General features: G+C 33.3%; 22 protein-coding genes. 11 read left to right on the forward strand and 11 right to left on the reverse strand.

Annotated features, from left to right (window positions below; genetic code table 11):
* Window position 1 precedes the first annotated feature (1 nt).
* Window positions 2-445, forward strand: coding sequence for a nucleoside deaminase (locus AAGV33_RS04065; RefSeq protein WP_373390673.1), 444 nt, complete (start codon window positions 2-4; stop codon window positions 443-445).
* Window positions 446-447: 2 nt separating this feature from the next.
* Here AAGV33_RS04065 and AAGV33_RS04070 read toward each other — a convergent pair whose 3' ends face one another.
* On the reverse strand, window positions 448-1,281 hold the full coding sequence (locus AAGV33_RS04070) for an AraC family transcriptional regulator (RefSeq protein WP_373390674.1): 834 nt from the start codon (window positions 1,279-1,281) through the stop codon (window positions 448-450).
* 119 nt (window positions 1,282-1,400) lie between these two features.
* Here AAGV33_RS04070 and AAGV33_RS04075 point away from each other — a divergent pair, with 119 nt between their 5' ends.
* Complete coding sequence (locus AAGV33_RS04075; protein ID WP_373390675.1) at window positions 1,401-2,567, forward strand: MFS transporter; 1,167 nt, start codon at window positions 1,401-1,403, stop codon at window positions 2,565-2,567.
* Here the strand turns inward: AAGV33_RS04075 and AAGV33_RS04080 are convergent.
* The 4 genes from AAGV33_RS04080 to AAGV33_RS04095 all read right to left on the reverse strand — a co-directional run bounded on the left by AAGV33_RS04080 (window position 2,547) and on the right by AAGV33_RS04095 (window position 6,530).
* Window positions 2,547-3,776, reverse strand: a complete 1,230-nt coding sequence (locus AAGV33_RS04080; RefSeq protein ID WP_373390676.1) for a type II toxin-antitoxin system HipA family toxin — start codon at window positions 3,774-3,776, stop codon at window positions 2,547-2,549. The genes AAGV33_RS04075 and AAGV33_RS04080 overlap by 21 nt on opposite strands.
* Before the next feature lie 5 nt (window positions 3,777-3,781).
* A complete protein-coding gene (locus tag AAGV33_RS04085; RefSeq protein ID WP_373390677.1) occupies window positions 3,782-4,078 on the reverse strand; it encodes a helix-turn-helix domain-containing protein in 297 nt (98 codons plus the stop codon).
* A gap of 236 nt (window positions 4,079-4,314) precedes the next feature.
* Window positions 4,315-5,859: an Rne/Rng family ribonuclease gene (locus AAGV33_RS04090; RefSeq protein ID WP_373390678.1), complete on the reverse strand. Its 1,545-nt coding sequence runs from the start codon at window positions 5,857-5,859 to the stop codon at window positions 4,315-4,317.
* 380 nt (window positions 5,860-6,239) lie between these two features.
* The gene (locus AAGV33_RS04095; RefSeq protein ID WP_007805026.1) at window positions 6,240-6,530 is read right to left on the reverse strand and encodes an HU family DNA-binding protein; all 291 of its coding nucleotides are present in this window, start codon (window positions 6,528-6,530) and stop codon (window positions 6,240-6,242) included.
* Between the two features lie 134 nt (window positions 6,531-6,664).
* Between AAGV33_RS04095 and mutY the strand changes: the two genes are divergently transcribed.
* The 5 genes from mutY to AAGV33_RS04120 all read left to right on the forward strand — a co-directional run bounded on the left by mutY (window position 6,665) and on the right by AAGV33_RS04120 (window position 11,035).
* A complete protein-coding gene (gene mutY / locus AAGV33_RS04100; protein WP_373390679.1) occupies window positions 6,665-7,699 on the forward strand; it encodes an A/G-specific adenine glycosylase in 1,035 nt (344 codons plus the stop codon).
* A gap of 53 nt (window positions 7,700-7,752) precedes the next feature.
* The gene (locus tag AAGV33_RS04105; protein ID WP_373390680.1) at window positions 7,753-8,193 is read left to right on the forward strand and encodes a single-stranded DNA-binding protein; all 441 of its coding nucleotides are present in this window, start codon (window positions 7,753-7,755) and stop codon (window positions 8,191-8,193) included.
* A gap of 23 nt (window positions 8,194-8,216) precedes the next feature.
* Window positions 8,217-9,515, forward strand: coding sequence for a gliding motility-associated protein GldE (locus AAGV33_RS04110; protein ID WP_373390681.1), 1,299 nt, complete (start codon window positions 8,217-8,219; stop codon window positions 9,513-9,515).
* A complete protein-coding gene (gene gldD, locus AAGV33_RS04115) occupies window positions 9,508-10,101 on the forward strand; it encodes a gliding motility lipoprotein GldD (RefSeq protein WP_373390682.1) in 594 nt (197 codons plus the stop codon). The genes AAGV33_RS04110 and gldD overlap by 8 nt, the downstream gene beginning before the upstream one ends.
* Window positions 10,102-10,168: 67 nt before the next feature.
* On the forward strand, window positions 10,169-11,035 hold the full coding sequence (locus AAGV33_RS04120) for a DMT family transporter (protein ID WP_373390683.1): 867 nt from the start codon (window positions 10,169-10,171) through the stop codon (window positions 11,033-11,035).
* Between the two features lie 81 nt (window positions 11,036-11,116).
* On the opposite strand, the gene AAGV33_RS04125 is transcribed toward AAGV33_RS04120, so the two are convergent.
* Window positions 11,117-12,529 carry a M16 family metallopeptidase gene (locus tag AAGV33_RS04125; RefSeq protein WP_373390684.1) on the reverse strand — a complete coding sequence of 471 codons (1,413 nt, stop codon included), beginning with the start codon at window positions 12,527-12,529 and terminating at the stop codon, window positions 11,117-11,119.
* Between the two features lie 13 nt (window positions 12,530-12,542).
* On the reverse strand, window positions 12,543-13,868 hold the full coding sequence (locus AAGV33_RS04130) for a M16 family metallopeptidase (RefSeq protein ID WP_373390685.1): 1,326 nt from the start codon (window positions 13,866-13,868) through the stop codon (window positions 12,543-12,545).
* A 243-nt stretch (window positions 13,869-14,111) separates the two neighbouring features.
* Here AAGV33_RS04130 and rplU point away from each other — a divergent pair, with 243 nt between their 5' ends.
* Complete coding sequence (gene rplU / locus AAGV33_RS04135) at window positions 14,112-14,534, forward strand: 50S ribosomal protein L21 (protein ID WP_373390686.1); 423 nt, start codon at window positions 14,112-14,114, stop codon at window positions 14,532-14,534.
* A gap of 24 nt (window positions 14,535-14,558) precedes the next feature.
* Window positions 14,559-14,825, forward strand: a complete 267-nt coding sequence (gene rpmA / locus AAGV33_RS04140; protein WP_026709571.1) for a 50S ribosomal protein L27 — start codon at window positions 14,559-14,561, stop codon at window positions 14,823-14,825.
* 340 nt (window positions 14,826-15,165) lie between these two features.
* Here rpmA and AAGV33_RS04145 read toward each other — a convergent pair whose 3' ends face one another.
* Complete coding sequence (locus AAGV33_RS04145) at window positions 15,166-17,949, reverse strand: outer membrane beta-barrel protein (RefSeq protein WP_373390687.1); 2,784 nt, start codon at window positions 17,947-17,949, stop codon at window positions 15,166-15,168.
* 206 nt (window positions 17,950-18,155) lie between these two features.
* Window positions 18,156-19,472 carry an adenosylhomocysteinase gene (ahcY, locus tag AAGV33_RS04150; RefSeq protein WP_373390688.1) on the reverse strand — a complete coding sequence of 439 codons (1,317 nt, stop codon included), beginning with the start codon at window positions 19,470-19,472 and terminating at the stop codon, window positions 18,156-18,158.
* 263 nt (window positions 19,473-19,735) lie between these two features.
* On the opposite strand from ahcY, the gene AAGV33_RS04155 reads away from it, so the two are divergent.
* On the forward strand, window positions 19,736-20,386 hold the full coding sequence (locus AAGV33_RS04155) for a 4'-phosphopantetheinyl transferase family protein (RefSeq protein WP_373390689.1): 651 nt from the start codon (window positions 19,736-19,738) through the stop codon (window positions 20,384-20,386).
* A 21-nt stretch (window positions 20,387-20,407) separates the two neighbouring features.
* Window positions 20,408-21,097, forward strand: a complete 690-nt coding sequence (locus AAGV33_RS04160; RefSeq protein ID WP_373390690.1) for a transposase — start codon at window positions 20,408-20,410, stop codon at window positions 21,095-21,097.
* A 134-nt stretch (window positions 21,098-21,231) separates the two neighbouring features.
* Here AAGV33_RS04160 and AAGV33_RS04165 read toward each other — a convergent pair whose 3' ends face one another.
* Entirely contained in the window at window positions 21,232-21,648 is a 417-nt protein-coding gene (locus AAGV33_RS04165) for a group III truncated hemoglobin (RefSeq protein WP_373390691.1), read from the reverse strand.
* A gap of 1 nt (window position 21,649) precedes the next feature.
* On the reverse strand, window positions 21,650-21,931 hold the full coding sequence (locus tag AAGV33_RS04170) for a hypothetical protein (protein ID WP_373390692.1): 282 nt from the start codon (window positions 21,929-21,931) through the stop codon (window positions 21,650-21,652).
* Window positions 21,932-21,976 lie beyond the last annotated feature (45 nt).

Raw genomic sequence — 21,976 nt, forward strand, 5'->3', positions numbered from 1 at the left:
TATGGAAAACATTTTCACCGACGAATATTTTATGAAAAAGGCTTTGCAAGAAGCGGAAATGGCTTTTGAAAAGGGCGAAATTCCCGTAGGAGCTGTTATTGTGGTGAATAACACCATCATTGCACGAAGTCATAATTTAACCGAAATGTTGAATGATGTTACGGCTCATGCAGAAATGCAATCCATTACCGCAGCTGCAAATTATTTGGGCGGAAAATACCTTAAAGATTGTACTTTGTATGTGACTTTAGAACCTTGCCAAATGTGCGCTGGTGCTTTATACTGGAGCCAGATTTCTAAAATTGTTTTTGGAGCACGAGATGAGCAACGCGGATTTATGATTATGGGAACCAAATTACACCCAAAAACTACAGTAGTTTCTGGAGTTATGGCTAATGAAGCTGCCGATTTGATGAAACGTTTTTTTCTAGAAAGAAGAAAATAATTTTATGTTTTTTTAACCTCGCTTGGTTTTAAATTTCTTTGTTTTTTAAAATAATTAGAAAGATGACTTTCATCGGTGAAACCAAATTCATAAGCAATTTGTTTCATGGATAATTGTTTGTTTAAAATCCGCTTTTCTATTAACTGTGTTCGCAGTTTATTACAATATTCCCGATAACTTATTGTGAAATTTCGTTTAAAATACGTCCCGAAATAACCCTGAGAAATATTAAAATGGGCTGCAATGTTTTTAATTAGAACCAGTTTTGGTTTGTAGATATTCTGATGAATATAGGAGATAATCTGGTCGTTGTCTATTCCTGATCCTGTGATTTTTATGTTCTGTTGTTGCAGGCTTTCTTTGATCAACCCAAAAATCGATAAGATTTGGTAAAAGGCAATTGGCGAAGTAGAAATATTCGATTTGCTATTGTAAGTTCTGATGTTGTCAATGGTGTTTTTTAATATACTTGCACAAGTCGAATCCAGTTTCAGTACATTTTCTTTAAGCGATTTGTCACGCATGAAATTCTCGGGAGTGTTCAGTAAAAACTCATCGCAAGCCAGTTTTTTATTCGAATTAAAATAGGTGTCGGTGAATTTTATAAAGAAGAATCGAGTTGTTTTTTTGATATCAAAATAATGCTCATCATCGGTAGAAAGAAGAAACAAATCCCCAGATTTATAAGGAATCAGGTTTTGGTTTAATTGATGAATTCCGCTTCCTTTTATGATGTAAATAATCTCATAATAGGTGTGACTGTGTCTGGGAAGATGATATTGGTCTTCTTCAAATTCATCTATTACTAAGGTGTCAAACTGATTTAATTTTTTCATAACCTATAATTACAAGTTTATATTGCAAATTTACAATTTCTTTGTTGCTGATATCAATAAATTTGCAAAGTAAATAGAGGTTGCTTAATCAATTATACAATCTTAGTTAATATAATAAAATGAAAAAGAGTTTGCTTTCACTCGCTTTGGGCGGTTTAACAATAGGAATTACCGAGTTTGTAATGATGGGAATATTGCCCGATATTGCGTCTGATTTAAATGTAAGTATTCCTGTTGCAGGTTATTTAATTTCAGCTTATGCACTTGGAGTAGTTATTGGTGCGCCGTTATTGGTTGTTATCGCGAGAAATTATCCGCCTAAAAAAACGCTTTTAATTCTGGCGGCTATGCTTGCTTTTTTTAATGCATTGTCTATTGTAGTTCCCAGTTACGGTTTTTTCTTTTTAAGTCGGTTACTGTCTGGTTTACCTCATGGAGCTTTTTTTGGAGTAGGAGCCGTAGTAGCCAGTAAGCTTGCCCAAAAAGGAAAAGAAGCTCAGGCAATATCAATTATGTTTGCGGGTTTGACAATTGCTAATTTAATTGGCGTTCCCGTCGGAACTTACATTGGACATCATTTTTCCTGGCGCTATACTTTTATTCTGATTGCAATTTTTGGTATTATCACTTTTATTTCGCTTTATTTCTGGATGCCAAATATCGAATCGAATGAGAAAGTTTCGGTTAAAGAGCAGATGCAGTTTTTTAAGAAAATGGAAGCCTGGTTAGTTATTTTAATTACCGCAATTGGAGTAGGAGGTTTGTTTTGCTGGATTAGTTATATTGCTCCTCTGTTGACTGATATTTCTGGTTTTGATGCTGCCGATGTGCCTTATATTATGATTCTTGCCGGTGCTGGAATGGTGGTAGGAAATATTCTTGGAGGTAAATTAGCCGATCAGTTTTCGCCAGAGAAAACTTTAATTGTTTTGCTTTTGCTGATGGCTTTAGATTTGGCAATGGTATTTTTCTTATCCTCAAATCCGTATGTTAGTCTGGTTTTGGTATTTTGTACGGGTTGCATTGCTTTTGCGTTGATTGCACCTATCCAGATGTTGATAATTCAAATTGCTGCGGGTGCTGAGATGATTGCTTCGGCTGCGATACAAGCTTCTTTTAATATTGGGAATGCTTTAGGGGCTTTTTTAGGTGGTTTACCTTTAATTGCTGGATTTAGTTATGCTTCTCCTAATTTGGTTGGAGTTGGAATGTCATTAATAGGTGTTTTGATTATAGTGATTCTGATACAAAGAAGAAAACGAAGTTTAAGATTTCAAACTGTTTAAATTACCGCTTATTAATTTTATAGAATCTTTACTGATTTCATTATTTTTTGCGAGTATGTTAAATTGAGAAATTGCTTCTTGTACTTTTTCAAAAATTGAATTAGGGTTTTTAACTCCAAAATGCTTGGCTAAGGTTGTTAGATGTTTTAATGTTGGATTTTTGCTTTCGCCAGCAACGGTTGTGCTGTGAAAACCATAAGAGGAGTTGGAAAAGGTTAAATCATAGGCAGGAGCTAATTTCCACTTACCTTTTTTATCCATTAAAAAAGAAAAGTTTTTGCTATGGTCATCTCGGTTGTGAGCTAAAACATTAAAAGTGGCTAGTTGAAGGATTCTATTAAAAGCATTAAAGTCTTTTTCTAATGTGAAAGCACAATCCATGAGATGCCCATAATCTAAAGTGCTCATTCTAAAATTGTCATGTAATAGTCCTGCTGCCGAGTGTAGATGAAGTTTCTTATTTTGAATTCGGTCAAATCGCTTGCTTCCGAAAAAGTATTGTCCTTTTTTACTTTGAAATAATCGAAATTCATTCACTTCAATTCCTGCCATTTGCGCCATTTGGTTGTAAGTGTATTCAATTACGGCAATGTCAGTTAAATCATTAGATGATGGAAATTTTATGATCCAGTGTTCATAACCTTCTGGTAATTCTGATTTTCCATAAAGTAATTCCTGAGTGTTTGGGTTAAATCCAATAAGAACTTTTGGTCTAGCGCCTCCTGATGAGCCACCAAGAAGAAAAAGTTCTTCAATTACATCTTCTGAAGTTCCGTTTAAAACGGTTTCAATTTCATTAGAGATCAGGTCTAAATCTACCGTATTGAAATTAGTATAACTATTTTCGTATTCAGGTTCGTAAGAGATTGCTCCAGCACTATTTCGGTCTATATAGGTCAATCGATCTAACGGACCAATTTCATTTAAATTGATTCCCATGGAGAGTAATTTTCTGTCTAATAATAGTCTTCCCCAGCCATCAGGTATGGAATCTGAAAATACACCAAAAAGCCCTTCCAGATGTGCTTCTTTTGGAGTTAATATTTCGTTGGACAATTTCATTTTAAAAGGAGAAATTTCTAATCCACTTGAAATAAAATCTGGATGGTATTTGAAATAAATTTTGCTTTGGTTTTCTACCATGGTTCCAATTTCAACTTTTGTGTCATCTAGATTTAGAAAAGCTTTTATTTTTTGAATTCTTCCCATAATTATTACTTAAATAATTTTTCTATTTCTTTCAAATTATCATCAGATTTAAAAATAGAATTAAAATCATCTAATTTGTCAAAAAGATGTGCCAGTTTGAGTAATGATGCTAATGCTATTTCTCCAGTATGTTCAAATCGTTTGATACTTCCTAATGAAACCCCTGACTTAGCAGCTAATTCGGATTGTGATATTTTTTTATCTTTCCTGATTTTCCGTAATCTTTCGGCAAGCTCTATTTGAACTTGTAAAGGTGTTTTGTTGATGGAATAGTTTTTCATTTTAGCTAAAATAATAGCCAAATATATCATTTTTAAACTAAAATAGCTAATATAATTGCTATTATTGTTGTGTTGTATTGAAGGTAATATTGTTCTATTAGATATAGTTGTTGTGAAATCAAAATCCTTAGCCCTGATAGCAGCGGAAATCCTTTTATCTCGTTTTTAGAGATAAAAGATTGAAGCGAATAGCAGGAAATAGCTCCTAAAAAAAAGACACAAAAAAACCGCTGATCTTTCGAGAAGCGGTTTTTTGTTTAGTCTTTTATAGCATTTCCTTTGTTGTCAAAGAAATGATATTCTAAATACGTGTAAGCGTCACGTGGTATAATTTTCACCCATTTTTTATGTTCAAGAAACCATTTTGAACGTAATGATGGAAAACCTTTACTGAGGTAAGCAGCCACAAACGGATGTACATTAAGTACAACTTTTTTGTGGTTTTTTAAAATTCTTTCCAGATCTCCGTTGATTTTATCAATGATTAGAATTGGCGCTTCGATTTCACCATTTTCATTGTTTGGATCTTCTTCTCTGGTTTTAATATTTCTTTCTGGTCTTACTCTTTGTCTGGTAATTTGAACTAATCCAAATTTACTAGGAGGTAAGATTTTGTGTTTTGCTTTATCATCGCTCATTTCTTCTCTCAGGAAGTCGAACAGGACTTTGCGATTTTCGGGATTAGACATGTCGATAAAATCAATTACAATGATACCGCCCATATCGCGCAAACGCAATTGTCTGGCTATTTCGGCTGCGGCAATCATATTGACTTCCATGGCTGTGTCTTCTTGATTAGTCGCTTTATTCGAACGGTTTCCGCTATTCACGTCTATAACGTGCAAAGCTTCAGTGTGTTCGATAATAAGGTAAGCGCCTTTGCTCATAGAAACAGTTTTTCCAAAGGAAGTTTTGATTTGTCTCTCTATATTGTATTTCTCGAAGATAGGTGTGTCGTTTGATTGATAAAACTTGACAATAGATTGTTTGGATGGTGCAATTTCTTGCAGGTAATCCTTGGTTTGATTGTACAACTCTTCATCATCTATTTGGATACTGGTAAAAGTATCGTTAAAAACGTCTCTTAGTATTGAGGAAGCTCTGTTGAGTTCGCCTAATACTTTTGAGGGATGATGAGCAGTTGGTAATTTTTTACACATTGCAGTCCATCTGCTTAGCAGGTTCTGCAAATCTTTTTCTAATTCGGCTGAATTTTTGCCTTCGGCTACTGTGCGAACAATAACACCAAATCCTTTTGGTTTGATGGATTGTACAAGTTTTTTTAGTCGGTCTTTTTCTTTTTTGTCTTCTATTTTTTGAGAAATAGATACACGATCAGAGAAAGGAACTAAAACAATAAAACGTCCGGCAAGAGATAGCTCAGCGCTAATTCTTGGTCCTTTGGTAGATATTGGTTCTTTTACAACTTGTACTAAGATAGATTGATTGGCGTTTATTACATCAGTAATGGTCCCATCTTTGTCTATCTCTTTTTCAAACTGAAAGTTTTTTAGGGAGAAATCTTTTATTTTACCTGCGCTTACAAGTTTTATGAATTTCAGTTGAGAAGTTAGATTAGGACCCAAATCGTGATAATGTAAAAAGGCATCTTTTTCGAAGCCTACATTTACAAAAGCAGCGTTCAATCCAGCAACTGGTTTTCTTATTTTGGCAATAAAAATATCGCCTACTTGAAAGTTGCTTGTCTCTTCTTCCTTGTGCAATTCAATTAGTTTTCCATCTTTTAATAAGGCAAAATCTACGAAATCAGAACTAGATCGAATGATTAATTCTTTATTCATTTGCAAATTTTTATCCGCACTTTCAGATTTCAGATTTCAGATTTCAGATTTTTGTAAACACAAAAAACTTCTAACTTCTAACTTCCAACTTCGGTAAGGATGGATTAAACAATATTTTTGAACAGGTATGAACCCTGAGGAATGCAGTTTGCAGTATTCAGAGAGCAGATGGCAGTTTATGCTGCAATCTGAAGTCTAAAATCTGAAGTCTGAAATCCAAATTTCAATGAACGTTTAAAAAGAAAAAAGTAGTTAAAAACTACTTTTTCTTTTTGTGACGGTTAGCTCTCGCTCTTTTCTTACGTTTGTGAGTAGCTACCTTATGTCTTTTTCTTTTTTTACCACTTGGCATAATCTTTTAGATTTTATGATTAATAATATTATTTTGCTTCGTTATTCGTTTTTACTCCTTCTACAAAAACTTTTGCAGGTTTGAAAGCAGGAATGTTGTGTGCAGGTATTTTAATTGTAGTGTTTTTAGAGATATTTCTACCTGTTTTCTCAGCTCTAGTCTTTACGATAAAGCTACCAAAACCTCTTAAATAAACATTGTCTCCAGTTTCTAATGAAGTTTTTACTTCCTCCATAAAAGTCTCTACTGTTGCTTGCACATCACCTTTTTCAAGACCTAACTTTTCTGAAATTTTCGCTACGATATCTGCTTTCGTCATTTTCTTTCCTTATTTATTATTCTGTAATAATTTTTTTGAGTGTGCAAATATATGAATTTAAAAAACAATTATTCAAGCTAATTCATTAAATTTTAATTACATAAACTTTTACATTTGTGAACAAATAATTAATAATGAATTTTCATAACTTGCTTATAAAGTGGTATTTAGAAAACAAGCGCGATTTGCCTTGGCGAAATACCTCAAATCCATACCATATTTGGCTCTCCGAAATCATGCTGCAACAGACTCGAGTAGCGCAAGGAATGCCGTATTTTTTGTCTTTTACAACTGCTTTTCCAACGGTTTTTGATCTCGCCGCCGCAAATGAAGAACAAGTTTTAAAATTGTGGCAAGGTTTGGGCTATTATTCCCGTGCTCGCAATTTGCATAAAACCGCTCAATATATAGCAGCCGAATTAAACGGAGTTTTTCCAGATAATTATAAAAACTTGTTACAATTAAAAGGAGTAGGCGAATATACTGCTGCTGCAATTGCTTCTTTTTCTTATAACGAAGCCGTTCCTGTTGTAGATGGAAACGTATTTCGAGTACTTTCTCGTTATTTTGATGTAGAAACGGATATTGCTTTGGCTTCCGCCAAAAAAGAATTTGCTGCTTTGGCTTTCGAATTAATGCCAAAAGACAGCCCAGCGATTTTTAATCAGGCTATAATGGAATTTGGTGCATTACAATGTGTTCCTAAAAGTCCTAATTGCGGGATATGTGTTTTTAATTCTAGCTGTGCGGCTTTGCAGAAAAAGAAAGTTGATCAATTGCCAGTGAAATTAAAAAAACTGAAAGTTAGAAATAGATACTTTAATTATTTAATGCTTTCGGATGCCGAAGAAAAGACTCTGATTCAAAAACGAACGGCAAAAGGAATTTGGCATAACTTATATGAGTTCCCATTAATAGAAACTTTGCAGGAGGAAGATTTTGAATTTGTATCGAATGCCGTTTTGAACGAATCATTTTTTACTAATCCTATTATAAGTATGCGAGCATGTAACGAAAAAAGCATTGTACATAAATTATCGCATCAACATTTGCATATAAAGTTTTGGAAGCTGAATGTAAAAGGGAAGGTGGAGAATGGAATTACTAAAGAGGAATTAAAGCAATATCCTTTTCCAATTGTGATTCATAATTTTATTGAATCGGAATAAATAAAAGAGCAAAAAAATGTATCTTTGGAATTGTACCACACATTAAAACGGTTATGAACGGAACACTTAATAAAGTAATGCTAATAGGTCATTTGGGTGACGATGTTAAAATGCACTATTTTGAAGCAGGCAATTGTATTGGAAGATTTCAGTTGGCGACAAATGAAGTGTATATTAATAAGACTACCAATGAAAAAATCACTTCGACCGAGTGGCATAATCTTGTGGTGCGTAATAAAGCCGCCGAAATGTGTGAAAAATATTTGTCTAAAGGAGATAAGATTTATGTGGAAGGGAAAATAAAGTCCCGTCAGTGGCAGGCAGAAGACGGTTCGATGAAGCATACCACCGAGATTCAGGTAACAGAATTTACTTTTTTGTCAACCAAAAAAGATGCTGAAAACAACAAGCAAATTCAGAGTCCAGAATCCACAAAAAACACTAACTTTGACCCACCAAATAAAGGCTTGCCTATCAATGATTTGCCTTTTTAATTGTTTAACTAATTTTTTTTAATTTGGACCCAGAGCCCAGTTTAAATTTCGTTTATACTTTAGATCTTAATCTATTGTTTGGTTTTGCCGGAATATTTGTATTACTGTTTTGTTCTGCAGTAGTTTCGGGAGCCGAAGTAGCCTTGTTTTCGCTATCGCAAAAAGACCTTGACGATACGCTTCAAGAGAATCTTTCGACAGGAAAAATCATTTCTGAGTTATTGCAAAAACCTAAAAAATTATTAGCAACGCTTCTTGTGGCTAATAATTTTATCAATATCGGAGTGGTTATTTTGTTCTCCTTTATTGGTTCTGATTTGTTTGCGGCTATTAGTTCTCCTTTATTAAAGTTTATTTTTGAAGTTATCTTTGTTACTTTTTTGTTGTTGCTTTTTGGAGAAGTTTTGCCAAAAGTGTATGCTAGTAGAAACAATGTCAAGTTTGCTAAAACCGTTGCTTATCCCATTTCGCTTTTGGATTATTTTCTAACGCCAATTAGTGTTCCTATGCGGGCTACAACAATTTATTTGCATAATAAATTAGGTAAACAAAAGACTAGTTTTTCTGTAGACCAACTTTCGCAGGCTTTGGAACTTACAGCAACCGATGAAACGTCGACTGATGAACAAAAAATATTAGAAGGAATTGTCTCTTTTGGAAATACCGATACGAAACAGGTTATGAGTCCAAGGATTGATATTTTTGCTTTGGAAATAACCGAAACTTTTAGTGAAATTTATACTAAAATTGTTGAAAAAGGTTATTCAAGAATTCCGGTTTATCGGGACAATATTGACCAGATTGAAGGCGTTTTGTTTGTTAAAGATTTGTTGCCTCATATTGATAAAGTAGAATTTGATTGGATTACCTTAATAAGAGAGCCGTTTTTTGTTCCTGAAAACAAAAAGTTGGACAATTTACTAAAGGATTTTCAGTCCATGAAAAGTCATCTTGCCATTGTAGTGGATGAGTATGGCGGAACTTCGGGTTTGGTTTCATTAGAAGATGTAATCGAAGAAATTGTGGGTGATATTAGCGATGAATTTGATGATGAAGATATTAATTTCTCTCAAATAGATGATCGAAATTACCTTTTTGAAGGCAAAATAAACCTGAAAGATTTCTATAGAATTGTTGATGTAAACGAAGAAGTATTTGAAGAACAAAAAGGAGAAGCAGAAACTTTAGCAGGATTTATTTTAGAAATTTCAGGGAATTTCCCAGCTAAAGGACAAAAAATAGCTTTCGATAATTGTGTGTTTACTATTGAGGTTGTGGATAAAAAACGTATCAAACAGATAAAAGTAACTATTGATGTTTAATTTAAAATACGCCAAGACAAAATACAATTACAATACAGTTGTTTTTGTGTGTATTGTTTTAGGCTTGTTGTTGTTTTCTAGTTGTAAAGATGAGGTGTTACCAAAACCTGCCAGTTATCTTCGATTGGATTATCCTGTGGCTGAATATGTAGGTTTTGAAAATCAATGTCCTTTTGCATTTGATATGAATTCCAAAGCTATTATTAAAGGCGAAAAGGATTGTGGTTTTACAATTTCTTATCCAAAGATGAAAGCTACGATTTATTTGACTTATAAGCCTGTAAATAATAATTTGAATAAATTGTTGCGTGACGCCCAAAAATTGACTTTCGAACACGTTATAAAAGCCGATGATATCTTAGAACAGCCGTATTTGAATACTGAAAAAAAAGTGTACGGAATGTTTTATCAGGTAGATGGAAATGCAGCGACTAATTCTCAGTTTTACGTGACTGACAGCACCAAACATTTTATTACGGGTTCGGTTTATTTTTATGCAAAACCTAATTTTGATTCGATTATGCCAGCGGCGAGCTATATTAAAAATGATATGCAGCGTTTGATGGAAACTTTAACTTGGAAATGATATTGGTTTTTTACTAATAAAGAGTGTGTTTCATTGAAATAGTACAATTTTGATAAAAAATTAGAGTTTGGAATCAAAGCAATTAAAATGGGGTTATTTAGTATTACTTTCTTTAGTTTGGGGAAGTTCTTTTATACTAATTAAAAAAGGATTAATAGGATTGTCTGCCATTCAAGTGGGGTCTTTACGAATTGTATTTGCAGCGCTGTTTTTATTATTAATTGGATTTAAAAGTTTATCTGTAATTCCAAAAGATAAATGGAAGTTTATTGCTTTAACTTCTGTTTTCGGAACATTTGTACCTGCCTTTCTTTTCGCATTAGCCCAAACAGAAATAGATAGTTCTGTAAGTTCTATTCTAAACTCGTTAACACCATTAAATACATTAATTTTAGGTGTCTTGTTTTTTGGAATTAGTTTTCAAAAAAGACAAGTTTGGGGTGTTTTCATAGGGCTTATTGGGAGTTTGCTTCTTGTTTTTAACGGAGCGATGAATCATCCAAGTCAAAATTATTATTATGCTATTTTGGTTGTGATTGCTTCACTTTGTTATGCGGTAAATGTTAATTTGATTAAACGTTTTTTATCTGATTTGAGTCCAATTAGTATTACAACGGGAAATTTCTTGTTTCTAATTTTTCCAGCGTTAACAATTCTTTATTTTACAGGATTTTATGATGTGCTTGTTGTTGAAAAAGTACAGCATTCAGTATTGTTTATTATGGTTTTAGGTGTTGTTGGAACTGGAATTGCGAATATTTTGTTTTTTAAATTAATCCAGATTTCGTCGCCTGTTTTTGCGACTTCAGTAACTTATTTAATTCCTGTTGTTGCTTTCTTTTGGGGTTTGTTAGATAATGAAATGTTGACACCAGTACAGTTTTTTGGTGCATTTATTATTTTGATAGGAGTGTATTTGAGTGCCAGAAAGTAAGGAGTTATAAGTTATGAGCTAAATTGCGTGAACTTCTAACGCTTATCTCATAACCCATAACTCATAACATTTTTCTACTATTTAGAATTTAGGTTTTTCTACAGGATTCCCGTATTTGTTAAAATAAGAAATTGGGATGTTGAGTTTTTCTAATCCTGGAATCACTTCACTGCCTTTGCCGACTATGATTATTCGCGAATTGTCAATTAAAAAATATTTGTTGGCTGCAGCCAGTACATCTTCTTTAGTAACAGCAGTGATGGTTTTAATGTAATTTTCGTAAAAATCAGCTGGTAAATCTTCGGTTTCGATGTTTAGTGCATATCGCGCCACCGATTCTGGTTTTTCGGCCTTCATTACAAAACGACCAATATATCCTGCTTTTGCATTGTCCAGTTGCTCGGTGGTTACTTTTTCGGTTCTGATTTTCTTGATTTCTTTTACAAATTCTACCACGGCGCTATCTGTCACATTGTTTTTTACAGCCGATGACGATCTGATGCTGGTTACATATTTTCCTGCTCCAATATTAGTGCTTGCGCCATAAGTCCATCCGTGAGCTTCTCTTAAATTCATGTTGAGGTAGCTGTTGAAACCGCCGCCCAATATGTAACTGGCAATTACGGCAGGAAAGAAATCTTTGTCGTTCATTTTTAATTTATAGGTGTTTACTAATGAAATTTCAGATTGAACGGCATTAGGAACATCAATAAAATTAATTTGGGTTGTTGCTACGTTTTCCGGATCAGGGTAAATGGTTTTGCTAGTTTCTGTTTTTTTCCAGGAACTAAAAAGTTGTTCAATAAGTGGTTTGATCTCATCGTATTTCACATCTCCAACGATTGCCAAATAAGCATTTTGAGGAACAAAATTAGTGTTGTAGTTTTTTATAACATCCTCTAGTGTGATTTTGGATAAGCTTTCTTCAGTAATGAATTCGCCTGAAGGATGATTTTTTCCATAAGACAATGCATTGACTAATCTACTAGCAATTGCCGAAACACTTTTTTCCTGAGAACGTAATCCTTCAATAGCTTTTGCTTTTTCTTTTTCCAGTTCTTCTTGTGTAAAAATAGGGTCTAAAGCTCCGTATGCTAAAAGTTCAAGTGTGCGTTTTGAGAATTTAGAAAGTGAACTCCCATAAGCACCGCTAGAGCTGAAAGAAATATTAGCTCCCATAAAATCAACTTCTTCGTTAAAGTCTTCTTTGGAGATTTTACTACTGCCGTTTCCTATTAAGCTACTGCATAATTCGTCCACTCCTTTTTTTTCTCCTTCGGCAAAAGGTGGATTGTCTATGGTAAGGTTGAAAGTTACTTTGGGTAATTTATGATTTTCAACAATCATTACCTTAAGTCCGTTGGGTAGTTTAAAACTTTGTGGTTTTTTTATATTAACAACAGGTGGTTTTCCAGCTGTGGGTTGTTTGCGTTCTTGTGCTTGCATGATTGCGGTAACTAAAATTAGAATGAATAAGATGCTTGATTTTTTCATGATTCGAAATGGCTTAGTTTTCGTTCTTTTCAGGAGTAGGAATATAATCCAATATTAGACGTTGATTTGGATTTAGGTATTTTTTAGCAACATCTCTAATTTCTTCTCGGGTAATAGAGTGGTAGATATTGATGTCGTTATTAATCAAACTGATGTCACCATAAAGTAAGTAGTATTTTGCTAAATTTTCGGCAATTCCTTCTACGCTTGAATTCTCATTTACGTATTGATTTTCAAATTGATTTAGTAGTTTTTGATAATCTTTTTCAGAAATCAAATCGGTTTGGATTTTAACAATTTCTTCGTCAATTTCCTGGAGCAAGTCTTTGTTAGTGAAGTTGGTCATTGGTAAACCATATAGAATGTACATGCCGTAATCTTCCTGGTTAAAACCAACGGCGCCAATTTGCAATGCTTTTTTCTTGTCGTCTACTATTTTCTTGTATAATTTCGAGCTTTTTCCATCACTTAAATACGACGAAATGAAATCTAAAACGCGAGCGTCTCTGGTTTTCATGGATGGCGTTCTGTATGCCGTTACCAACATCGGGATTTGGATGTTAGGGTCAATGTGAGTCGCTTTGATAGTTTCGGTTATTGGTTTTTCAACAAATGTTTCTCTTTTTATTGCAGTTCCTTTTTTGATTGGTCCAAAATAATTTTGAATCCATTCTTTGGCTTGTTTGTGTTCGAAATCGCCTGCAACTACTAAAACAGCATTGTTTGGAACATAAAATTTTTCGTTAAAAGCTTTAAAATCTTCTAGTTTCGCTGAATTTAAATGTTCTGTAGAACCTATTGTTGTCCAGCGATAAGGATGATTGATGAATAAATTTTCTTTAACAGCTTGAATTATTTTTCCGTAAGGTTGATTGTCATAACGCGAATTTTTCTCTTCTTTGATTACTTCTTTTTGGGTATCAACTCCAATTTGGTTAATCACTGGATGCATCAACCTTTCAGATTCCATCCAAAGCGCTAATTCTAAATTGTTAGAAGGAAAAACTTCATAATAATAGGTTCGGTCGTCTGAAGTGTTGGCATTGTTTACTCCGCCATTAGCGGTTACAATGTTGAACCATTCGCCTCTTTTGATGTTTTTTGTGCCTTCGAATAGTAGGTGTTCAAAAAAATGAGCAAAGCCTGTTTTGTTAGGATTTTCGTCTTTAGAACCCACATGATACATCACCGAAGTAATAACTACAGGAGCACTATTGTCCTGATGTAAGATAACGTGCATGCCGTTGTCTAAATCGTATTCTTCGAAAGCTATTTTTTGGGCTGTGGCGACACCGCCAAGTAAAAGTGCAGTACTAATTGCCATTATTGTTTTTTTCATATAAGATTAGTAAAAAATAAAGTTGCAATACTTAAATAGTGATATTGTTTCTTCAAAAATACTTTTTTTTAGTATTGAATGTGTGTTGCTCGATTTTTTAACAAAAAAATAAGTTGGAATCGAGTTTCTAACGTCTTGAAAATAAAGCGAAAGTAAGAAGAAATATTTTTTTAAATTTAGTGATTGCGTGATAAAAATATTATTGTATATTTGCAACCTTAAAAATCAATAAATCAATTTGGTATGTATGCAATCGTAGAGATAGCAGGGCAACAATTCAAAGTAAGCAAAGACTTAAAGGTTTATGTTCACCGTTTGTCTAACGAAGAAGGATCAAAAGTTTCTTTTGACAAAGTTCTTTTAGTAGATGACAATGGGAATGTAACTTTAGGCGCCCCAGCTATAGAAGGTGCTTCAGTAGAAGCTAAAGTGTTACAACACTTAAAAGGAGATAAAGTTATCGTTTTCAAAAAGAAAAGAAGAAAAGGATACAAAAAGAGAAATGGTCACAGACAATATCTTACTCAAATTGTAATTGAAGGTATTACAGGTGCAGGTGCTAAAAAAGCGGCTACTAAAAAAGCAGCAGCTGAAGCAACTACAGAAGAGGTTGAAGCTCCAAAGAAAAAGGTAGCTAAAGCTAAAAAAGAAGATACTCAAGAATAATAACAATATTAAAACTAAAACATCATGGCTCACAAGAAAGGTGTCGGTAGTTCTAAGAATGGTAGAGAATCAGAATCAAAACGTTTAGGTGTTAAGATTTTTGGAGGACAAGCTGCTATCGCAGGGAACATCATCGTAAGACAAAGAGGTTCAAAACACAATCCAGGTGAAAATGTTTACATCAGTAAAGATCACACCCTACACGCAAGAGTAGACGGAGTTGTTAAGTTCCAAAAGAAAAGAGACAACAAATCATACGTTTCAATCCTTCCATTTGAAGTAGAAGCATAATTGATTGATCTCAATTTATTAAAAACCCGTTTCGATTTATTTCGAAACGGGTTTTTCTGCATAGAATTAGTTCGAAAACTTATCTGATTTAGGTGGATTCAATTCTTTGCAATTTTGGATTTTAATGCTAAATTAAGCTGTGATTCTAAGTAAGATACTAGTTTAGTAATTGTATCGAATTGGCTCTAACTGTTATGTAGCTTGTAAGTTTAGAAGTGACTAATTTGAATGAATTTCAGATTTTACAAATATTTCATCCAGTATAGAAAGAACAAATCCGCTTACTTTTTAGAAAGTAAGCGGATTTATTGTGTAAATTGAATTAATAATTAGGGTTTGATTAATCCATTGGTCCTCCAGGTCTGCCACCACCAAATCCTTCTGGGCGTTGACCTCTGTCCATTCCTTCCATATTTCTATTTCTTCCAGGAGCTTTTCCTGCAAAGTTTTGGATTTTGTATGTAAGAGAGAACATTGCATAGCGTCTTAAAACGGTGTTTTCATTATCGCTAACCGATGTTGTCGAAATGTTTCTGGTAATGCTTTGATTTTGGTTTAAAACATCATATACTTTTACTTTGGCAATAAATGCTTTGTCTAAGAAGGTATAAGATAAGCTGGTGTTCCATAAGTAAAATTCCTGATTGATAGAGTTGTAAGTGTATCCAAAATCGTTACCCCAAATCCAGTTATTCGGCCAGTAACTTGTGGTTTGTAGATTGATTCTGTGAACCACATTTGATCTCGCATTGAGTGAGCTAATGTCGTATGTTGTTTCATTATATGAGAAATTATAAGAAGGAGCTATAGTAAAAAATTCGCCGTAATCGTAATTAAGGTAGACCCTTGGAGATATTCCTATAGATTTTGCACCATATAATGTTCCGTCAATTAATCCCTTTGTAAAGGAATAATTTCCGTTTATTCCAAGTCCATAACGCAATAAATTAGATTCTTGCTTAATAGATTTATTCCAGTTACCACCACCAGATATGTTATAGATTCCTGAAACATTTTGATAAGAAGATCTTCTACTGTTATCATCATTATAAAAAACAGAAGAAATAACATCATTATTAGTGTAATTACTATTTATATATAGATTGTAACCTGAACGAGTACGGAAATCAAAATTTCTATAATTAATGTTAGCACTATGAGTTTCTCTGGGTAGTAAATTGGGGTTTCCTACAATGGTATCTAAAGGATTAGATAAGTTTTCCAAAAGCAATTGATTTGCCGATGGTAGCGAAACATTGTAGTTGTATCGAGTGGTAAAAAATTTAGAACGATCTACTCGATATCTGATCTGAGCGCTGGCACTAGGTAAAATGTGTTTTCGGTTTAAATCAGTTGACTCTCCTAAATATTTAAAGTTGTTGTCAAATTGTACAATTGAAGTTGATGAGTTAACATCAAAAGTAAGATTGTTTTTTTGAATTCGAAAACCAGCCTTAGGAGCAATACTATTTTGTTTGGAACTAATATAAGTCGTTTGTAAGTCATTCAAATCAGTGTAATTTCCATTACTGCCATCGAAGGTTTTGTTGTCAGTGATAGAATTTTGAAAATTATATTCTACACCGACTCTGAATCGGATGGAATCTGTTACTGGTTCAGTAAATTCAATTTCGGCCGAGTAAGAATCGTTGATACCATTGTTTCTTACATTTTGATTTCTAATAATACTATCGTTTCGGGTATAAAATCGTGTTTCTGATTCAACTAAATTATTAGCATTTGAATTTGAATTGCTATTGTTGAAAACTACACTAAGATTTCTGGCTTTTTTTTCGAACGATTTATTAAAATTAATCGAGTTGCTAAAAGTATTAGATTCATTTTTATTTGCTGATATCGAACGTGAATCATTTGTTAGTTCGTTGTTATCTATATTAGTCGTGCTGCTATTTGATTCGGAACGATTATCAGATTGTGAGGTATTGAATCTAGGAGCAACAAACAATCGCATGCTTGGCGATATTTTGTATTCTAATTCTACATTAGCTCTGTTTGAAGTGTTATTGTTATTCGTTGTTGATTCAGAAACAGTATTAAAGTTTCCGTCAGGTCTAAAGTTAGTAGAGTTGGATTTGTTTATGTTTTCTGTTTGGGTGTCTCTAAAATCATAACTCACATTGGTTTCAAAATCTTTAAATAATTCATCAGAATAGTTGAATCCAAATAAATTTGATGTTGTAATTCCATTAGCCTGACCTCTGCTAACGGCTCCTGGGTTGTTTCTACCACCGCCCATATTGTCAAAAACTTCATCTTGAGAAAACCCTTGAGCATTGATGTTATTAGAAGATCCTAAGATACTTATCTTTCTGTTTTTCTTAAAAAAGTTAACTAAAAAACTAGATTCATAACGGTCATCAGTACCATAGCCACCTAGGAATTTTCCAAAATAACCTTTGTTTTTGTCTTCGTCAATAGTCAGGTTGATACTTGCATTGTCTGAAGCAGCCTGGTCTTTAGAATATTCTTCTTTTTTAGTTTTAAAATCCGATACCTGAATTTTATTAATAATATCAGCAGGAAGGTTTTTTAGTGCCATGGCGCCATCGCGGTCAAAAAAGGGTTTTCCGTTTACTAAAACTTGGGTAACTTCTTTTCCGTTAGCTGTAATTTTTCCATCACTGTCTATTTCAAGACCAGGGAGTTGTTTTAGTAGTAATTCTACATTGGCATCAGGACGTACTTTAAATAAAGAAGCATTGTATTCGATAGTATCATTTTTAACCCGAATAGGAGGGGCTTCTCCTTTTACGGTAACTTCGTTAAGGGTGTTTATTGATTCAGAAAGGTAAATGTTATTGAAATCCTTGTTAGCGGTAAGATCTTTTTGCTCTTCTGTAAAGGTTTCAAACCCCATATAAGTAACTTTTAAAAATACAGGTTTTTCATTTTTTTTAACTGCAAAGTTAAAATCCCCATTTTTATCCGTCAAAGTGTATTCTAATACGGTAGAATCCTTTACAGTTGTAATGTATACTGTAGCTGATTCTAATGGGAGTTGGTTATTGATGTTAAGTACTTTTCCTTTTAAAGTGTAACTGTTTTGTGCAGAAGCATAGAAAGAAAAAGTAAGAAGAAACAGAAAAGATAAATATTTACACATGATAATTTGGTTAAACTTAACATAAGATGTTAATTAAAAGAAAAGGTTTAATCAAGAAGTGTGAAATTTATATTTATTTTTTTAGTGGTTGGTTTGGTAATTTTTAACAAAACAAAAAACCCTCGCATTCAAACTGAATTTAGTTCAGTTTCCTGCAAGGGTTTAGATCTGAGGTCATAAATCGCTAATCAGCAATTTACAATCATTTAGTATCTGTAATATTCTGGTTTGAATGGGCCTTCAACAGGAACTCCAATATAAGCAGCCTGATCGTCACGTAAAGTTTCCAATTCAACTCCTAATTTAGCTAAGTGCAAAGCAGCCACTTTTTCATCTAAATGTTTTGGCAACATATAAACGTCATTGTTGTAAGCAGCACTGTTTTTCCATAATTCGATTTGTGCCAAAGTTTGGTTTGTAAATGAGTTACTCATTACAAAACTTGGGTGACCTGTAGCACAACCTAGGTTTACCAAACGACCTTCAGCCAAAATGATAATATCTTTTCCGTTGATAGTGTATTTGTCAACTTGTGGTTTGATTTCGATTTTAGAAGCACCGTGGTTTTTGTTCAACCAGGCCATATCAATTTCGTTATCAAAGTGTCCGATGTTGCAAACTACAGTTTTGTCTTTCATTTGCTCGAAATGACTTCCAAGAACGATATCTTTATTTCCTGTAGTGGTAATGATGATATCAGCAGTAGCAATTACAGTGTTTAATTTCTTCACTTCGTAACCGTCCATTGCAGCTTGTAAAGCACAAATTGGGTCAATTTCAGTAACTGTTACAATAGATCCAGCACCTCTGAAAGAAGCCGCAGTTCCTTTTCCAACGTCACCGTATCCACAAACGATAACTCTTTTTCCGGCTAACATCAAGTCAGTTGCACGACGAACAGCATCAACAGCCGATTCTTTACAACCGTATTTGTTATCAAATTTAGATTTAGTAACCGAGTCATTAATGTTGATAGCAGGCATTGGTAAAGTTCCGGCTTTTACTCTTTCGTAAAGTCTGTGAACTCCAGTTGTAGTTTCTTCAGAAAGACCTTTAATTCCAGGAACCAATTCAGGAAAACGATCAATAACCATGTTGGTCAAATCTCCACCATCATCAAGAATCATGTTTAATGGTTTTCTGTCTTCACCAAAGAATAAAGTTTGCTCAATACACCAGTCAAATTCTTCTTCATTTAAACCTTTCCACGCATAAACTGAAATTCCAGCAGCAGCAATAGCAGCAGCAGCCTGATCCTGAGTAGAGAAAATATTACAAGAAGACCAAGTAACTTCTGCACCAAGAGCAATTAAAGTTTCGATTAAAACTGCAGTTTGGATTGTCATGTGTAAACATCCAGCAATACGAGCACCTTTCAACGGTTGCTCATCTTTATATTCAGCACGAAGCGCCATTAAACCTGGCATTTCAGCTTCAGCCAATTCAATTTCTTTTCTTCCCCAAGCCGCTAGAGAAATGTCTTTTACTTTGAAAGCCACATAAGGCGTAGTTGTAGTACTCATTTATAGTATATTTGTAATTGTAAAATTTTTGCAAATTTACGTAATAACTTTTTGAAGTCCACTATATTCTGATAGATTTATGAATTGTTTAATGTGGTAATAATTAGAATACTAGCAATTTATTATATTTGAAGCTATTCCCGTTATCCACTCTATCTTTTACTCCTTAAAGAAAGGAGTAAAAGGATGCCGCTACTACCGGGGCTAGTAGATATCTGGGTTAAGAGATAAAACGGATAACTCATAACACATAATTCAAAAGAATGCCTTTACACCAGAAAATACAGTTTAATACTCACACACAAATTTTCATTTGGAAGATTACTGAATCCTACGAACAGTTGTTCAAAGAAGTCATTTTGAACCCAAAATGCCTATTGCGCATTAATGGCATGAAATCAGAATTGCATCAACGAGGATTTCTTAGTGTTCGCAAACTTTTAAATGAAGCGGGCTATACTGATTTTGATTTGTATTATGACGAATTTGGAAAACCACATCTTCAAGATGGAAAGCATATTTCGATTACTCATTCCCATCAATTTGCTGCAATAATCATTAGCAATGAAACTGTTGGGATTGACATCGAATTACAAAGACAAAAAATCATCCGCATTGCCGATAAGTTCTGTGATACCGAATTTCAATATTTAATTCGAGATAAAACAGAAGAATACATTAAAAAACTAACGGTGATTTGGGGAGCAAAAGAAGCCATTTTTAAAATTAGAAACGAAAAAGGCATCAGTTTTAAAGATCATATTGCAGTTAATGAATTTGATTTGAACCAAATTCAAGCTATAGCCAATCTTCATTTTGGAGGTTTACACAAAGAATTCAATATCTATTTTAAAGAAGTAGAAGATTTTACTTTAGTCTATGCTTTAGAAGTAAAAGTTGTCAAATCTAAATAAATAGAGATAAACCCAAAAAAAATGGCAAAAATAGAGCATTATTATACTCGGTTTGAAAATAATGGAGTTTATCACATTTATAATAGAACTGTAGATAGAAAACCTATGTTTACATCGGATAGAAATTACCACTTTTTTATTCGTCAATTTGATAAATATCTTTCTGGTTATATTAAAATTTATGCTTATTGTCTATTAGGAAATCATTTTCATTTTATGATAAAAGTAAATGATTTGACAGATTTGACAACTTTCGAAAAGTTGTCAAATCTCGATAACGAAAACAATTTAACAACTTCCAAAAAATTGTCAAATCTTGAAGAATCAAGCCAACATAAAACTACGCATAATATTATAAGCCATCAGTTTAAGAAGTTTTTTCAAAGTTATGCAATGGCGTTTAACAAAGAACAAAACAGAATAGGAACACTTTTTCAAACACCTTTCAAGCGGGTTCGGGTAGAAGACGAAAATTATTTACTAGAATTAATCTGTTATATTAATACCAATGCACAAAAACATAATTTGGTTAAAGATTTCATAGAGTGGAAATGGTCGTCATATCATAATATAATTTCAAATAAAGAGACTAAATTATTAAAAGGAGAAGTGATTAGGTATTTTAATGATGTTGAAAATTTTAAATATTGTCATTTGGAATATGCACGCAAAATTGATTCAGTTGAAAGAGATTTTTTTATTGAAGATTAAAATACAAAATTTGAAAACTTTTTAAAATTTATAGAATTTCTTTAATCTGTGTTCCAAAAAATCTGCTTATATCTGTATTATCTGCGTACCATATTTAAAGCCAAAGAGAATCTACAAATTATAAAAAGAGATTTTTAAAGTTCTTCAATCTGTGTTCCTGATATTTCTTTTGATCTGTTTTTAAACATATTCAGATAAAGAAGACTACCCATTTTGCGTGCTCTTCTTTTTAGAATTTCTACATTTTCGCCTTCAAAATGTTCTTCTAAAGTCTGAAACCAATAGTTCAGCCAAATCCCAAATTCATTCGAGCTGATTTGACCCTCAAAATGTTCGTCTACTTTATTGTGAACTTCAATAGGATTGCCTTTGTAAATCTTTCCGCCAAAGAGATTCATTTCCCAAAAATCAGTCAGTTTTTCCAGGTGTGCATCCCAATCCGTTATCATAGAATTAAAATAAGAGCCGATTTCGGCATCGGCTCTTATCTTGTCATAAAATTGATGTACTAAAATAGAAATGTCAGCTCTGTTTTCAATATCTTTTTTCATCTTACAGATTATTCAAAATGATAAAAAGAATACTTGAAAAAATACTTAGTAATACAGAATTGAAGATAAATTTGTGTTGTAATTGAGCAAGAATAGAAGTGTTTGCAATCATGCAAATGAAAACAATTAAAGCTAGCTGAACCATTTGTATCAATGAAGTTCCATTAGCTAAAACGCTCATGGCAGCGGCTCCGCCAAAACAGCTTTGCACTAGAATGCTTAATGTAGCAGATCCTATAAAGTTTTCATTGAATTTTTCGAATGTATTGTTGTAAAGTGTCATAATGATGTGTTTTTAATGACACAAATTTACAACCAGAAGGAAGCT

Origin of the sequence: Flavobacterium magnesitis (assembly GCF_041729735.1) — a bacterium.
Classification (GTDB): Bacteria; Bacteroidota; Bacteroidia; order Flavobacteriales; family Flavobacteriaceae; genus Flavobacterium; species Flavobacterium magnesitis.

Bases quoted from the DNA above. Each gene is read 5' to 3' on its own strand.
- AAGV33_RS04065 (WP_373390673.1), top strand. From the start codon at position 2: ATGGAAAACATTTTCACCGACGAATATTTTATGAAAAAGGCTTTGCAA.
- AAGV33_RS04070 (WP_373390674.1), bottom strand. From the start codon at position 1,281: ATGAAAAAATTAAATCAGTTTGACACCTTAGTAATAGATGAATTTGAA.
- AAGV33_RS04075 (WP_373390675.1), top strand. From the start codon at position 1,401: ATGAAAAAGAGTTTGCTTTCACTCGCTTTGGGCGGTTTAACAATAGGA.
- AAGV33_RS04080 (WP_373390676.1), bottom strand. From the start codon at position 3,776: ATGGGAAGAATTCAAAAAATAAAAGCTTTTCTAAATCTAGATGACACA.
- AAGV33_RS04090 (WP_373390678.1), bottom strand. From the start codon at position 5,859: ATGAATAAAGAATTAATCATTCGATCTAGTTCTGATTTCGTAGATTTT.
- AAGV33_RS04095 (WP_007805026.1), bottom strand. From the start codon at position 6,530: ATGACGAAAGCAGATATCGTAGCGAAAATTTCAGAAAAGTTAGGTCTT.
- mutY (WP_373390679.1), top strand. From the start codon at position 6,665: ATGAATTTTCATAACTTGCTTATAAAGTGGTATTTAGAAAACAAGCGC.
- AAGV33_RS04105 (WP_373390680.1), top strand. From the start codon at position 7,753: ATGAACGGAACACTTAATAAAGTAATGCTAATAGGTCATTTGGGTGAC.
- gldD (WP_373390682.1), top strand. From the start codon at position 9,508: ATGTTTAATTTAAAATACGCCAAGACAAAATACAATTACAATACAGTT.
- AAGV33_RS04125 (WP_373390684.1), bottom strand. From the start codon at position 12,529: ATGAAAAAATCAAGCATCTTATTCATTCTAATTTTAGTTACCGCAATC.
- AAGV33_RS04130 (WP_373390685.1), bottom strand. From the start codon at position 13,868: ATGAAAAAAACAATAATGGCAATTAGTACTGCACTTTTACTTGGCGGT.
- rplU (WP_373390686.1), top strand. From the start codon at position 14,112: ATGTATGCAATCGTAGAGATAGCAGGGCAACAATTCAAAGTAAGCAAA.
- rpmA (WP_026709571.1), top strand. From the start codon at position 14,559: ATGGCTCACAAGAAAGGTGTCGGTAGTTCTAAGAATGGTAGAGAATCA.
- AAGV33_RS04145 (WP_373390687.1), bottom strand. From the start codon at position 17,949: ATGTGTAAATATTTATCTTTTCTGTTTCTTCTTACTTTTTCTTTCTAT.
- ahcY (WP_373390688.1), bottom strand. From the start codon at position 19,472: ATGAGTACTACAACTACGCCTTATGTGGCTTTCAAAGTAAAAGACATT.
- AAGV33_RS04155 (WP_373390689.1), top strand. From the start codon at position 19,736: ATGCCTTTACACCAGAAAATACAGTTTAATACTCACACACAAATTTTC.
- AAGV33_RS04160 (WP_373390690.1), top strand. From the start codon at position 20,408: ATGGCAAAAATAGAGCATTATTATACTCGGTTTGAAAATAATGGAGTT.
- AAGV33_RS04165 (WP_373390691.1), bottom strand. From the start codon at position 21,648: ATGAAAAAAGATATTGAAAACAGAGCTGACATTTCTATTTTAGTACAT.
- AAGV33_RS04170 (WP_373390692.1), bottom strand. From the start codon at position 21,931: ATGACACTTTACAACAATACATTCGAAAAATTCAATGAAAACTTTATA.